The sequence below is a fragment of the Clostridium sp. Marseille-QA1073 genome (assembly GCF_054863625.1).
This window is the reverse complement of sequence record NZ_JBSVQM010000001.1, coordinates 33,686-46,976: the sequence shown is the minus strand read 5'-3', so window position 1 is coordinate 46,976 and position 13,291 is coordinate 33,686. Positions and strand designations below refer to the sequence as shown.

Genomic DNA, 13,291 nt, shown 5'->3' with positions numbered 1-13,291 from the left:
CGAAAGAGGTTAAATTTATCTTACATTTACCTTACGTCTATACCTTATACTTACCATAGTGCCAACTCCAACTTTTGATTCAATAGTTACATCGAATTTTAATTAAATTAAAACATAAAAACACCGTAAAATTCAATTTTGAATAATACAGTGTTTTAAGAAATTATTCAGTTTTATAGTTAATTATGTCTTATAAGAAAAATGTATCTTAATTTAAGCATTTCATAACTTCATTACCAAACTCTCTCAAATAATACAAATATCCTTCAGTTCCGCTATAATTATATTGTTTGTTATACATACGTGCTATAACGAGTTCGTGAGATGGTATTACAAGCAATAAAGCACCTCTCACCCCAACAATTTGATAGGACCCAATAGGCACTGAACCGCCTATTTCGGTATACTTTGCGGGTAAATCCTTTGTAAACCAAAGAAATCCGTTTTGAGGAAGGTCCTTATTTCTCATTTTTGGACTTTGTACTGAAGTTGACATTTTAAAAACTTTCTCTGGGGTTATTTGCTTTCCATCAATCATCCCCTGCTTCAAGTGCAGATATCCCCAATAAGCAAACTCTCTTGCTGAAACAAACATATTAGGTAAGTCACCATTTGCCGTCGATTCAAGATACTGCTCAGGTAGCTTGTCCTTATCTTCAATTGAATAAACTAACTGTTCATTCCAATCAGTTTTCCATCCAGTCTCTTTTAATCCTAAAGGACAGCATATATACTCATTAATAATCTGTGAAACAGTTTTCTTAGTTGTTCTCCTTACAATTTCACAAAGCATTAATATATTTTCTCCACGATATGCCCAATTTGTTCCACATGGAAATTCTCTAAAAAGATATCCCTTCTCATTCCTATCTATTCCATGAGTATGAGTGAGCAAGTGGCGTATAGTAGTTTTTCCAATTACTTTTGAGTCAACTTCAGGCATATAATTTAAACTAAATCATCAACAGAAGAAATTTTCCCTTGATAGATCGCAAGAGCAACTGCAAATCCAATATAACTTTTTCGTGCAGAAGCAATATTAAATTGAGAATCTTTCTGAATAGGTCTTGCATTTCTATCATGAGAGTGAAATCCACTATAATATTCCGTAACAATTCTATCTTTATGAATAACAACCAATGATGTTCCAGAACCACCGTTTAAATCATTGATTTTCTGTGTGTATTCAACAAGTGTACAAAACTTACTTGTTATATCTTTATGTATATTCAACTAAACCCCTCATTTCTATGAAAATAATTACTAATCTGATTTTTCTGACAAGGGAATTATACCACATTCTCTATATTGTTATAACAAATTTTTCATTTTTTGTACCGTATTATTCAATTTTCAAAGAACATTATTTAGTTCGCAATATAATCAAATTGCATCATTATATAACTCATTAATTTTTAATAGATGATATCATTTTAGCTTTGTGGATAACATGGTTATGATATAATCCTTCCAAACTTGAAAAACAATTTGTTTTATACCACATTTTTTCATATATTTCATTGTTTATCATATCGTAAGAGTAAACACTATTCACTAGTTTCCATTTACACATCTAATTTCATTGAATTGTAAAACATGATTATATGGATGTAACTTGTCATAATAACATATTTATCAATCTTGGCATTAAGATAATATTTTTAAACATTACCTGTCTGCCCAATGTTTAATAATAAAACCTGGCTTCAATTTTTAGACGAACACTGTTTGCCCCTACACAAAATATATTTATTTTTTATAAAATACTTACTAAATTTAATATGGAATCTTTAAATTATGAAATAAAAATACTGTAAAATTCATTGCTGAATAATACGGTATCTTAATAATTGCTATCTATTTAAGAATTGATTTTAATATTAATTCTCAATAAATTTTTCTATATCCTTTAATCCTTGAAGTACTTCTTCCCTTGAGAAATCTCCTTTAATAAGTTCTTCATCACTCTTTGAAAGTAAATCATTATAAAAATCTTTTCCTATGTTAACCAAATCATCTGAAGGATTTTTATTCAATTCCTCAAATAATACATTTTCTGCTTCATTATATTTACCTTCAAGAACAAGCTTTTTTAACAAAATTTGAAGTATTTCTTCTGAAGATAATGAAGATAAATTAATATTTCCATATTCTTCTTGATCTTTGTCTAAAAGTACCTTTGCAGCAAATTTTCCAAGGTCTTCTGCTAATCTTAATATATAATCATTATTCATTGTAGTCTCCTTTTTATTTTGGTTCATAAAAGCTTATTATTTTAGCTAATTAATGCACTTGCTTATCTTCTAAATAATATCTATCGATTATGCTAATAGTAAAATCAAATAATTTCTTTCTAAAATTCCCTTCTAAAAGTTTTGTATTTTCTTTATTTAAATAAAGATTATATAAATCTTTAATTATTTTTAAATCCGACTCATCTGAAAATAATTTATTACAAAAAAGAAAAACATCATTTTTCTTTATGCTCAACAATCCTTTACTAATACATATACATCTAATTGTTTCCCAAACATTTTTTATTTGAGTTATGGAACCATTTTTCATATCATAATCAGAAATTCTGTCTCTTAAATCCATAATAGATTTTTGTATTCTTTCCATGCGAATAGGAACAAAATATTGAGGTTCAATTTTAGTATAGAATTGAGTTATATCTTCCCCATATATTACAACATGATGCTTAATACTATCAAAAGCATATAACCACAACTTTGGATATCCTTTTGGAATGTTATTTACACTCCATTCATTTAATTCTCTTTGTCCACATTCTTTTACAGTATTAATGTCTTGCCATTGAATATCATAAACTAGTAGTTTTCTTGGATATTCTCTTTTAGGCAATTTACTTTGAATATTTTTTATCACTTCTTCTACAGACTTTTTAACTTGTAAATCTACATTTTTATAAAAGGTTGTAATTGTAATATCAATATCACTGGAATCCTCAATAAAGTCGCCTCTTACAACACTTCCATCAATAATTACACTAGCAATTTCATTCTGTATTGATGAACTTATTTTTTGTAATTCACATTGTAATAGTTGTATATTTTCTAAAACTTCATTTAGTATCATAACATCATTTTTTCTCCTATTATATTGTTAACTGATAAATTAGTTAGCTTTATCTCAATAGCCAATTTCATCTAATAAGAATTTTAAACCTATTGAATTTCTGAATAGTTATTTAATTTTCCATAAAATTCATATTTATTCTGTTAAGATAAACATCTTCTCCATATTCATCAGTATATGCTTTTTCAAACCCTAAAAATTTCCAAAATCTTCGATTATTCTCGTTGGATAAATTAAGTGCAAAATATTTAGCTCCCTCTGCAATGACCTGATCTTTTAAAAGATAAAAAAACTGCTTACCAAGGCCTTGATTTCTATAATTGGAGTCTATACAGTAATCAACTATGAAACACTTTCGGTCCTCGGAAATATAAGTTACATAAACACAAAATCCAACATATTCATTATTTTTTCTAAAAAATAAGATATTCAATTGATCCTGATTTCTACTAAAAAGATTCATTATATGATCTCTATATTCTTTTGAGAAAAACCATTTTTGAGTCTCTTCATTCAGTGGATTTCCTAATGTGCAATTTGGAATTATATCTTCCTTCATATATTGATCTCTTTTTTCCCAAAAAAAATCAACTTTTTCCTTCAATTTAACCTGATATAAACTCAACTCTGAATTCATCTACTTCCTCCTAAAATTTATTGGAGGACTATTTTATGTGTCTCCCCCTAACACCTTTAGATTTATAACTATTTTTATTCACCATATAAGCCACTTCCTTTCAAAACTCTATTTATTAAACGACTTAGCGTAATAACTTAAATAATATCACTTATCATTACTTCATATTATTAAACAATTGTATATTATATTTCTAAAATCATATCACCTCCGTCCAAATATATCAATTATTTCATAATAATGTAATATAATCTTTTTAATGCCTCATTGCTTAATTTTCAAAGGATATTATTCATATTTCTAATTTTAGTAGTTGAGTTAAAAAAATTTCAAATTACAACATAAAAATACCGTAAAATTCATTTTTGAATAATACGGTATTTTAAGAAATTATTCTTTTAATAATTATGACGTTTAATAGGGTGAAAGCTCCTAACATATGATTGCACTATAGTGTTGTATATCAAAATGCATTCCATAAGAACACAAAAATAAACACACAACCCCATGCATTATCGGTAAGTTCTTTTATCATAAGCATACCATATATAATAATAAACACTGTAATTCCTTCAATTATATTTTCTGCCGTAACTCCTATCATTCCATGAATTAAAAGGCATATTATAGCACAAATAATTGCACCCCAATTCAGCCACTTTTTTTCACTTGGGTACCTAATATTAATCTTTTCACTGATTACTACATAATTAAATCCTTCAAAAAATCCCCATGAGATTAAAATTAATACCATACCAATTATATTTGCAGGAAATGAACTTGCTAATACCTCTTCTGTCATACCCACACCTTGAAATGGTAAATACCTAGTTGCTTGCCCCGTTACAAATCCAAATATAATATTTGGTATGAACACAACTGTAGAAAGAATGATTGACTTTAATGCCCCCTTCTTCTTCAACCCATATCTTAAAAAACTTTCCTTTCTCAAAATAGAAACTATTGTTATCCCAAGACCTGCAATGCCAAATTGAATAAGTGCTATAACCATTGTACGTAATATAATATTGATGCTTTTATTTTCTACAAAGCTCATAATTTGATTTCCAAATATCATAAAACTTCCTAGAACTATAACTGTTGCAATAATAATTATATATAGATCCATATCCGCTTTCTTTTGTTTTACTGTTAATTCTGTATTTACCATATTTCCCCCTCATATAGAAACATTGTTTTTGTTTATCTTATCAACAAATTTAAGTTTCAGTAATGTTGTAATATATTTGGTATATTATTATATTATTTTTGTGTACAATATAATATTCTTTAATTAATTTCTGCCATTATATGAAACTCTATATGTTTTATTATTTAAAATATTGTAGGAGCGAACATCATTGGCTAGTTTTTCTTCTCATATCTGCTATCATCAAATTAAGTGATCAAAATTATATGACATATACTCACATAAAGACGGTGAAAGTAAAAGCAGGATAACTGAGCCAATCAAGACAAATCTACCCTGCTTCTACATAAAGCAAATTTTATTTAGTATATTCAATTAGATGGATTAAAGGGTTTGCTCATATGCTGTATAGTTTCACAATAAAAATTATCTCCCATTATTGCTCAACAATGATTCCCCAAAGGCCAATTAAGTCAGACGCCTGAACCATGCTGATTTTAGCTCCTTTGAGTTCACTTGGTGGAGCAGATACCGTTGGAGCAATAAGCTCATTTTTCGTAAAATCAATACCTGCCAACATTGTCTTGAAGAAGTTGTTTTTAATAAAGCGCGAATTTTTTGCTTTAAATCTTTTCAATTTGGCTTCAGTTATAGATACCTCGGTGAGATCCGTGTCCTCAAAAGCAATGTCTGTCATTTTAGTTTTATCGAAATAGGAATACTGAAAATTTGATCCTTGTATAGATGTCTGCTTGAAAATAGTGTCGCTCATATTCACTCCTACACATTTACAGGCAACAAATTGACACCTTTCGAAATATGCATCTGTAAAATTGCTGTTTGATAGGTTACAGCTTTTGAATACGACGTCAACAAAGCTTGCACCTTCAAAACTGCAATCAAGGAAGGTACAATTTTCGAAAATACTTTTATTGATTTCGCCTTTGGAAAAATCAAAATGTTCAATATGCTCTTCATAAATCTTTATCTGAATGATTGGTATTTCCTCATATAAATATCGCTGTGCATATGATGAAAAATCGTCTATCTTTATCAGATCTGCTGGAATTTGTGGATTGATGATACTCATGGCTTTCTTTACTTCCTTTCAATAGAAATTATATGAATAATAGGTTTATCTTGAAAAAATGCTTTCCGTCAAAAAATCTTACTAAAAGATCTCTTTTGCCTTAGCAACAATGAAAATACATTGAGCCATTATATAAATTAATGATACCGCAGGGGTGAACATTGTTCACCAGTTTTTATTCACATATCTAATCTATTTAGATTATAACATTATGATTATATGAATGTAATTTGTTATAACAATATATTTTTAAATATTGATGCCAAGTTAATGTTTTGAAATATTAACCACATATCCAATATCAATAATATGATTCGATTTAAATTTTCAGGCGAACACTATTCGACCCTGCATAAAATAATATTATGTTATAAAAATCACTTATTGAAGTTAATACAACCTCATAAAATATTTGTATTACGACGTAAAAGCACCGTAAAATTCAGATTTGAATAATACGGTGCTCAAGTAAATTATTCGTTTTTTATAGTTAGATTATTTAATAAGAAAAAAAATAGATTAATAAATCATCTGCTAAATATATGGTTTAGTAGCAGATTGAGACTCTTGCCCCATTGCTTTCAATAAAGACAAACCAATTTCTCTTGCAGCTATTACTGATTGTCTAACAGCATCTGAATCTCCAGTAACTGTTATAATTACTTCGTTTGTATGTGCTGTTCCTGCATCTGGACTTGCATATGTTACCATCTCAATATTTGCAGTTTTCATTGCTGTATCTGCCATTACTAAACCGATACCAGCTGGAGCACCAGCAATTATCCCAAAAGCTTTTCCAAGTGGAGCACCGAATGCTTTTTCTGATGCCAAGCTTGCTCTTGCAGTATATGAAAGTTCCAAGTGTCCTGAATCACATGCATAAACATCTCCAAAAGTTCTATCTAATTCTTTAAGAACAACTTCTACTGCTCTTCTTGCATCTGTTACGTCTTCTGCTGCCAGAATGATTAAGCAACCATGTCCTGCTCCACCCTTTGTATCTCTTGGCATTTCAATCTTTACTACTTCTGTATTAGTAGCTTTTACAGCCTCATCTGCTGCCATAATATGTGGTCCTGCACCTGTTCTTGCACTAATTATTCCTATAGACCGATATTTCTTATCTAATCCCATTTTTTCATGAAGAAAACAATCAACATTAGCTATGACTAAGCCAATGGTATCTCCAATTGCTGTTCCTACAAATTCTGTTATTAATGATGGTGTATTCATTGTTAGTACCTCTCTTTTCTGCCACATTCTTATTTTCACTTACTTGAACAACTTCCTTACTAAGTGTTTTTTCTACTACTGCTTACATAATTTTGTTCAAAATATATAGTTTGGTAATTATTACTTCTTGGATATATTTTATTTGAATTACTATTTTGACTTTACTAAAGGTAATTATATCATAATTTTCATTAGTGAAGATAATTACCTTTCCAAATAAATGTGAAGTAATTCTACTTTTTTACACCGTATTATTCAATTCTCAAAGAACATTGTTCGTACTCTCAATTTCAATAGTTATGATTCGCATAATAATCAAATCAAATTACATTATCATATAAATTTATAATGTCTTCAGTATATGATATATAATAATGACGAACACTGTTCACCACTACATAAATTAAATAACATATTAAGTATAATGTTTATAATTGTTTTAAATAATATGAAAATTTAAACCTCTATTTATTTCTAATATATTCTAGCAAAAAAGTGCATAAATATAGTGCCATAAATTACTTATTAAAGCTAGCATTAAGCCATAAAATATTTGAATTTTGACAAAAAAATATCGCAAACTCATTTCTGAATAATGCGATACTGGATACTTTAATCTATTTGCTTTTACTAATTTATACTTCAATAAGATTGTAAAATAAATTTACCACAAATAATATTCATTTTACTTATTTTTCTTTTTTTCTATTTTATATTTTTGGTAAAGGATATCTTTTAAAATCAAAACAGTATCCACATCGTTAAAATTGAATTCGTTTTTTAAAGTATCATACAACTCGTATACCTTCTCACAATAGGTATTTATTCCTTCTATACCTTGATATGAAGCTAAAATAGGATACTTTTTACTCCACGCACTGGTCCAATCAATTTCATCAACTATCATTTCAATACTAGTAATATCACCCCCAATATGGCTTTCACTAATAAGATAGTCATAGCTTACATTGTACAGCTGGCTTAGTAATTTTGCTTTAATCAATTCAGGGACCGTTTGATTAGTTTCCCATTTACTTACTGTTTGCCGAGATACATTTAGTTTTTCAGCCACATCTTCCTGTGATAACCCTGCTTTTTTACGTAAATACAACAATCTTTCACCTAATGACATAATGATCACCATCTTCTCTTTTATTTCAAGTTAACTTGTAGATATAGTATACTAAAAACTAAAAATGTTTTCTATCAAGTGAAGATGGAAATTTGTCAACTAAACTTAACATTTTCATATTTAATATTTATATATTTTTATGAATAAATTGCTATAATAAATACTAAAGTAGTAATTATTATTACACTTATAGATTTCTTCATTTTCAAATATTTCTTTCTTATGTACTTGCTCCGCCCTATTTTACTATAATCACCATTTACTCTTGCCAAATAGCAATTATATCATCTTCGTATAATCATACATGATTCTTCTTACATTAGTTAAATTTTCATTGTGGAACCCTATAGTACTTCCCACCATCAAGTCCACAATGGATTTTCTCCGTCAAGTTGATACCTGTACTAGGCACACAAAAAAGCCATAATGACATCAAAATTCATTATGGCTGCTGATTTATACATAAAACCTAGCTACTCTTAAAAATATAGGATAGATTTTTAATAAATACTGTGCCCTTAACAGTGATAAACAAATACTTCTATTCTATTTTCAAAATTTCAAATATATCTGTATTCTTACTCCTATTTAGCATCAATAACTTGATGAACCATTTTAATTAATTCATCTTGTGATAGATCAGAATCTACTGCTAAGAAAGAATAATGAACTCCATCTTGCACCCAACTTAAATGTTGATTATGAGAAATTTCTATTTTATCAGATCCAAAGCTAAATACATATTTTCCAGATAATTCATCCTTCTTATCTTGTTCTGTCATTTCATAATTTCCTGGGACTAATTTGTTGTCATATGAATTATAATATAAATCTATACCATTATAATTATTAACAATCTTTTCTTTTTCTAGCTCCCCTCCAAATCTTCCATCATCCATAAAAAGAGCTACTCTATCATTTCCTTTTGTATAATCAAAATTCAATGATTTTGCTTTTGACACAGGATTTCTTTCTGAATCCCTTCCTGTCTCTTCAAAAATATGTCCACCTTTAAAGGTATATCCATTATCAAATTCCTTAACTAATTTAGGATTAAATCCTACATCTTTCTTCACTTTTTCTTCTGTAGGTATGGTAGTATAATTTGGTATATTACTTCCATGTGACTCTATAGATACAATTTTTCCTGCAGCAAATACAGTTGTTCCTACTACCATAGCAGCTACTAATGCAACCATAGTTCTCTTTCTAAATGATGCTTTTTTATATGATTTTTTATTTTCCATTTCACAATTCTCCTTTTGATCTGGTAAGCTATTTAATGTAGACCTTACCTTATTTTTAAAACTTTCTGGTGTATCTGGAAAGGCATTATCCCAATTATGATTATTCATACGATACCTCCATATCTTCTAGTTCTATTTTTAATAACTTTCGTCCTTTTGATAATCTACTTTTTACAGTTCCTGCAGGTATTTTTAAAATTTTTTTAATTTCTTCTATTGAGTATCCCTCTACATAATAAAGTACAATTGTAATACGAATGCGCTCTGGTAATTTTTGAATTGCAAAATATAATTCGCTATAATCCTTTTTACCATCGGCCTTAGTAAACTCAAAGTACTCTTCATAAGATACCGTTGGACATTCACTACGTTTTAAACTATAACATTCATTTATGAGTATCCTAACTAACCATGTTTTAAAATATTGTTCTTCCTTTAATGTATCTAATCTGTTATAAGCTTTTAAAATTGCTCCTTGAACTGCATCCTCACAATCTTGATCATGAATCAAAATTGATTTAGACACGTGATATAAAGTAGATTTAGCCTCAAGAACTTTATCTATAAATGTATCTTTATTCAATTGACCTCCTACCCTTCCTTGCAAATTGCAGCTCTACTTTTTTTGCTTTACATTAGTTAGACGCATATATCTTCTAAAAGGTTCATTTAATTTTCACTTAAATTTAAATTTTTTATAATATCTGGAATTAACTTTATTTTATAATAATTTGATGTAAAACTATAATCTTCATATTATAAATTAATTGTAAAACAAAAATACCGTAAAACTCTTTTCTGAATAATACGGTATTATAAAAATCATTTATAGTTATTAATTAAATATATTAAGTTAATTCAATATTTAATTGTCCTTATTTTATAAATTTAAAAGTATTGATGCTTATTAAGAGAATCTTAAATGAACAATTTTATTATTGAAACGCTTTCTAAATGATGGAATTAATGCCAACCAGCCAAACCAACGCCATCTATCCTTATGGTAGTCAAAATAATTCCACTCCTCAATAAAATCAATTCTTTCGTTGAATTTTAACATTTCTTTTCCACTGTTTATTCCCCATTTAAAACTAACCCCAACCTTATTTACAGTGTCATGTTTATTACTTCTCTTCACTATACTAGGCGTCATTGTTTCAAAAAGCATTTCTGCATTTGGAAATGATAACACTAATTTATTTATTAAATTTTTCACTTCTTGGTCTGTAAAATACATTAATAGCCCTTCAATTATAATCAAGATTGGTTCATTAGATACCTTTATTTCATTAATCCAAGAATAATCAAAGACAGATTTAGCTATCATTCTGTATCTTTCCGTTTCCTCAATAAATTGTTTTTTTATTCTAATTGGCTCAGGTAGATCTAATTCATACCATACAATTCTATTATTATCTAATCTTAAAAAGCGAGTATCCAACCCACAACCAATATTTATAATTATAGCATTAGGATTTTTATCAATAAAAGATTTAGTAGCATTATCAAGAATTTCAGTTCGTACAGCAACTCCAGTTTGAGACATCCAAGCATTATCAAATTTTGAGAAATCATAATCAATATTTTCCATCATTTCTATTGCTTTATAATCTTTTATTATTGGATTTGAGTTTTTAGTTTCAATTGCTCTAGCCCAAAGTGGAATAAGTAATGTTTCAGGAACCCCACTTAATTTTTGTTGCATCTTATTATACCTCCCTTGGTATTGCATTGACATTGATATTCATTCTTAATTATATTCTGGTTTCATATTACCAAATAAAGTATTCTATGTCAAATAAATCAAAGGAAATCTTCTTTTCATTTTTAACGTTTTAAGCTATATAAAAAATTAAGAAATAGCTTAAATCTTTAGAAATTAAGGATTAATAATTAAGATTAAACAATATGGTTAAAATTAATAGTCTAACCTCATAATGTGTTCACCATCAAATACTTGTCCATTAAAATTAAAACCTAAACTCTTATACAAATTTACAGCTTGAATACTTTCTTTATGAACTCCGAGAAAAATCTTATTATGTGACGTATCTTCCTTTATAATATCTAAAAGCTTCTCTAAAGTTTTTTTACCGTATCCATTTGATTGATAGTTTTTGTCAATCATTATTCTATAAATCCAATATTCGCCATCATCTTCATCAATACAATACATTATAAATCCTACCATGGTACCATCATCATACACTGCAAGTGGTATACATTCTGGTTGGACTTTTGCTTGAGCAATTGAAACTGCATTAGATGTTACAAAACTTTTCTGATTTTCTGTAACACTAAGTTCAATGCATTCCCAGAAGTTTTCCCTCGTAATCTCTTTAAACAATATCAATAAAATTACCTTCTTTCTAGTTAAATAAATATATAATTTTTTACTAATGGTCACACTATATATAGATATATTTTTTCTTATACATACATATAGCTATTAATCTTGAGTAACAACATATTTTAGCTAATGTCACATATTTTCTTTTTTATGATAGTATAAAAAGTTAAATCCATTGTCCTTTGAGGTGCCAATAAAATCTTCATGAATGTGATAATCAAAGTTATATTCCTTGTCATCCTCCATCCCCGTCATACCACTAGCATCACAAGCAAGTTTTAAAAATACATCTCTATTGGTTGAAATTATTAAAAGATTTTTAAACCGCTTTGTAGTTAATTTTCTATCAGTTAACCAGTGATTAGGATACTGAATATGTGTTTCTTCGATGGTTATATCTTTAAGCTCTTCAGAAATTGTATTTGCTTCTTTAATAGCTTTAAATATTTCTTTAGCCTTAAGCTGAGCTCCATGATAATTTATAAGTACAATATCCATATCAAATATTCCATATTCCCATATATCTCTATATTCATTTAATTTTATAGGATTTGTTGGAATATATATAAGTTTTTGAAACTCTAAACTTGAAGCTAGAATAAATATTTTTTTAAGGAACTCATAGGCAGTTGAATTGCCAAGTATTGCCTTGTCCCAAACTATTGGGTCTATAGCTGTAAGCTGCTTCGGTATTTCTAAAGGTACATAAATATATAATTTATTATTTCCGTGTAATATTGTTTTTCTTACTCTAAACTTCATATTTTCCTTCCTAAAATAACAATTACTTTTAATGATTTAAGTTTTTCTGTTGAATTTATAAGCCATTGACCTTTAATAAAAATAATTAGTACTATTTCATTCTAAGCTTCTTTATAGTTGCTAGTTATTTCAATGTTATTGTCATCTGAATTATCAACTAATCTATAGTAGTCTTAGATAGTTAATAAATTTATCTACTAAACCTCTTCAAGCTTTTCTACAGTTCTTTCATTTATTACATTCCCAGTATTCAACGTTGTTTTTGCTTCAATTAGCATTACATGTACTTCCTCTTCAGCCACAGGCATATGCTCAATTCCTTTTGGAATAATGAGAAATTCTCCTTGGTTTAAAGTAATATCTTTATCCCTAAATTTAATAATCAGTTTTCCTTTTAATACATAAAACATTTCATCTTCATTTTCATGAATATGCCATAGGAATTCTCCTTTAAATTTAGCAACTTTCACATAAGATTCATTGACCTCTCCTAAGATTTTAGGATTCCAATATTCATTAAATAAACTCAATTTTTCACAAATATTCACTTTATCCATTTTTATGCCTCTCCATTACTCTACTGTATTTATT

General features: G+C 28.0%; 15 protein-coding genes. All 15 read right to left on the bottom strand.

All coding sequences use genetic code 11. From position 1 onward, the window contains the following. Positions 1–208: 208 nt before the first annotated feature. On the bottom strand, positions 209–943 hold the full coding sequence (locus tag ACY1IQ_RS00230; RefSeq protein WP_461612058.1) for a serine hydrolase domain-containing protein: 735 nt from the start codon (positions 941–943) through the stop codon (positions 209–211). Between the two features lie 5 nt (positions 944–948). Further along, entirely contained in the window at positions 949–1,233 is a 285-nt protein-coding gene (locus ACY1IQ_RS00225) for a serine hydrolase (protein WP_461612057.1), read from the bottom strand. A 647-nt stretch (positions 1,234–1,880) separates the two neighbouring features. Then, positions 1,881–2,234: a DUF6483 family protein gene (locus tag ACY1IQ_RS00220; RefSeq protein WP_461612056.1), complete on the bottom strand. Its 354-nt coding sequence runs from the start codon at positions 2,232–2,234 to the stop codon at positions 1,881–1,883. A gap of 49 nt (positions 2,235–2,283) precedes the next feature. Further along, entirely contained in the window at positions 2,284–3,099 is an 816-nt protein-coding gene (locus ACY1IQ_RS00215; RefSeq protein ID WP_461612055.1) for a nucleotidyltransferase domain-containing protein, read from the bottom strand. Between the two features lie 112 nt (positions 3,100–3,211). Further along, positions 3,212–3,736: a GNAT family N-acetyltransferase gene (locus ACY1IQ_RS00210; protein WP_461612054.1), complete on the bottom strand. Its 525-nt coding sequence runs from the start codon at positions 3,734–3,736 to the stop codon at positions 3,212–3,214. Positions 3,737–4,199: 463 nt separating this feature from the next. After that, positions 4,200–4,907: a hypothetical protein gene (locus ACY1IQ_RS00205; protein ID WP_461612053.1), complete on the bottom strand. Its 708-nt coding sequence runs from the start codon at positions 4,905–4,907 to the stop codon at positions 4,200–4,202. A 415-nt stretch (positions 4,908–5,322) separates the two neighbouring features. Continuing rightward, positions 5,323–5,976, bottom strand: coding sequence for a pentapeptide repeat-containing protein (locus tag ACY1IQ_RS00200; RefSeq protein ID WP_461612052.1), 654 nt, complete (start codon positions 5,974–5,976; stop codon positions 5,323–5,325). A 534-nt stretch (positions 5,977–6,510) separates the two neighbouring features. Then, complete coding sequence (gene pduB / locus ACY1IQ_RS00195) at positions 6,511–7,209, bottom strand: propanediol utilization microcompartment protein PduB (RefSeq protein WP_461612051.1); 699 nt, start codon at positions 7,207–7,209, stop codon at positions 6,511–6,513. A gap of 685 nt (positions 7,210–7,894) precedes the next feature. Next, positions 7,895–8,341 (bottom strand): helix-turn-helix domain-containing protein, encoded by a 447-nt coding sequence (locus tag ACY1IQ_RS00190; RefSeq protein WP_461612050.1) that lies wholly within the window; start codon positions 8,339–8,341, stop codon positions 7,895–7,897. Positions 8,342–8,925: 584 nt separating this feature from the next. After that, complete coding sequence (locus ACY1IQ_RS00185; RefSeq protein WP_461612049.1) at positions 8,926–9,696, bottom strand: hypothetical protein; 771 nt, start codon at positions 9,694–9,696, stop codon at positions 8,926–8,928. Then, positions 9,689–10,171, bottom strand: coding sequence for an RNA polymerase sigma factor (locus ACY1IQ_RS00180; RefSeq protein ID WP_461612048.1), 483 nt, complete (start codon positions 10,169–10,171; stop codon positions 9,689–9,691). Before ACY1IQ_RS00180 ends, ACY1IQ_RS00185 begins: the two co-directional genes overlap by 8 nt. 324 nt (positions 10,172–10,495) lie before the next feature. Further along, complete coding sequence (locus ACY1IQ_RS00175; protein ID WP_461612047.1) at positions 10,496–11,293, bottom strand: class I SAM-dependent methyltransferase; 798 nt, start codon at positions 11,291–11,293, stop codon at positions 10,496–10,498. A gap of 213 nt (positions 11,294–11,506) precedes the next feature. Continuing rightward, a complete protein-coding gene (locus ACY1IQ_RS00170; RefSeq protein ID WP_461612046.1) occupies positions 11,507–11,941 on the bottom strand; it encodes a GNAT family N-acetyltransferase in 435 nt (144 codons plus the stop codon). 129 nt (positions 11,942–12,070) lie between these two features. Then, complete coding sequence (locus ACY1IQ_RS00165) at positions 12,071–12,700, bottom strand: hypothetical protein (protein ID WP_461612045.1); 630 nt, start codon at positions 12,698–12,700, stop codon at positions 12,071–12,073. 197 nt (positions 12,701–12,897) lie between these two features. Beyond that, on the bottom strand, positions 12,898–13,257 hold the full coding sequence (locus ACY1IQ_RS00160) for a cupin domain-containing protein (protein ID WP_461612044.1): 360 nt from the start codon (positions 13,255–13,257) through the stop codon (positions 12,898–12,900). Between the last annotated feature and the right edge of the window lie 34 nt (positions 13,258–13,291).

What these genes read in the sequence shown, in the direction of transcription:
- ACY1IQ_RS00230 (WP_461612058.1), bottom strand. Translation starts at nt 943, where the DNA reads ATGCCTGAAGTTGACTCAAAAGTAATTGGAAAAACTACTATACGCCAC.
- ACY1IQ_RS00220 (WP_461612056.1), bottom strand. Translation starts at nt 2,234, where the DNA reads ATGAATAATGATTATATATTAAGATTAGCAGAAGACCTTGGAAAATTT.
- ACY1IQ_RS00215 (WP_461612055.1), bottom strand. Translation starts at nt 3,099, where the DNA reads ATGATACTAAATGAAGTTTTAGAAAATATACAACTATTACAATGTGAA.
- ACY1IQ_RS00210 (WP_461612054.1), bottom strand. Translation starts at nt 3,736, where the DNA reads ATGAATTCAGAGTTGAGTTTATATCAGGTTAAATTGAAGGAAAAAGTT.
- ACY1IQ_RS00205 (WP_461612053.1), bottom strand. Translation starts at nt 4,907, where the DNA reads ATGGTAAATACAGAATTAACAGTAAAACAAAAGAAAGCGGATATGGAT.
- ACY1IQ_RS00200 (WP_461612052.1), bottom strand. Translation starts at nt 5,976, where the DNA reads ATGAGTATCATCAATCCACAAATTCCAGCAGATCTGATAAAGATAGAC.
- pduB (WP_461612051.1), bottom strand. Translation starts at nt 7,209, where the DNA reads ATGAATACACCATCATTAATAACAGAATTTGTAGGAACAGCAATTGGA.
- ACY1IQ_RS00190 (WP_461612050.1), bottom strand. Translation starts at nt 8,341, where the DNA reads ATGTCATTAGGTGAAAGATTGTTGTATTTACGTAAAAAAGCAGGGTTA.
- ACY1IQ_RS00185 (WP_461612049.1), bottom strand. Translation starts at nt 9,696, where the DNA reads ATGAATAATCATAATTGGGATAATGCCTTTCCAGATACACCAGAAAGT.
- ACY1IQ_RS00175 (WP_461612047.1), bottom strand. Translation starts at nt 11,293, where the DNA reads ATGCAACAAAAATTAAGTGGGGTTCCTGAAACATTACTTATTCCACTT.
- ACY1IQ_RS00165 (WP_461612045.1), bottom strand. Translation starts at nt 12,700, where the DNA reads ATGAAGTTTAGAGTAAGAAAAACAATATTACACGGAAATAATAAATTA.
- ACY1IQ_RS00160 (WP_461612044.1), bottom strand. Translation starts at nt 13,257, where the DNA reads ATGGATAAAGTGAATATTTGTGAAAAATTGAGTTTATTTAATGAATAT.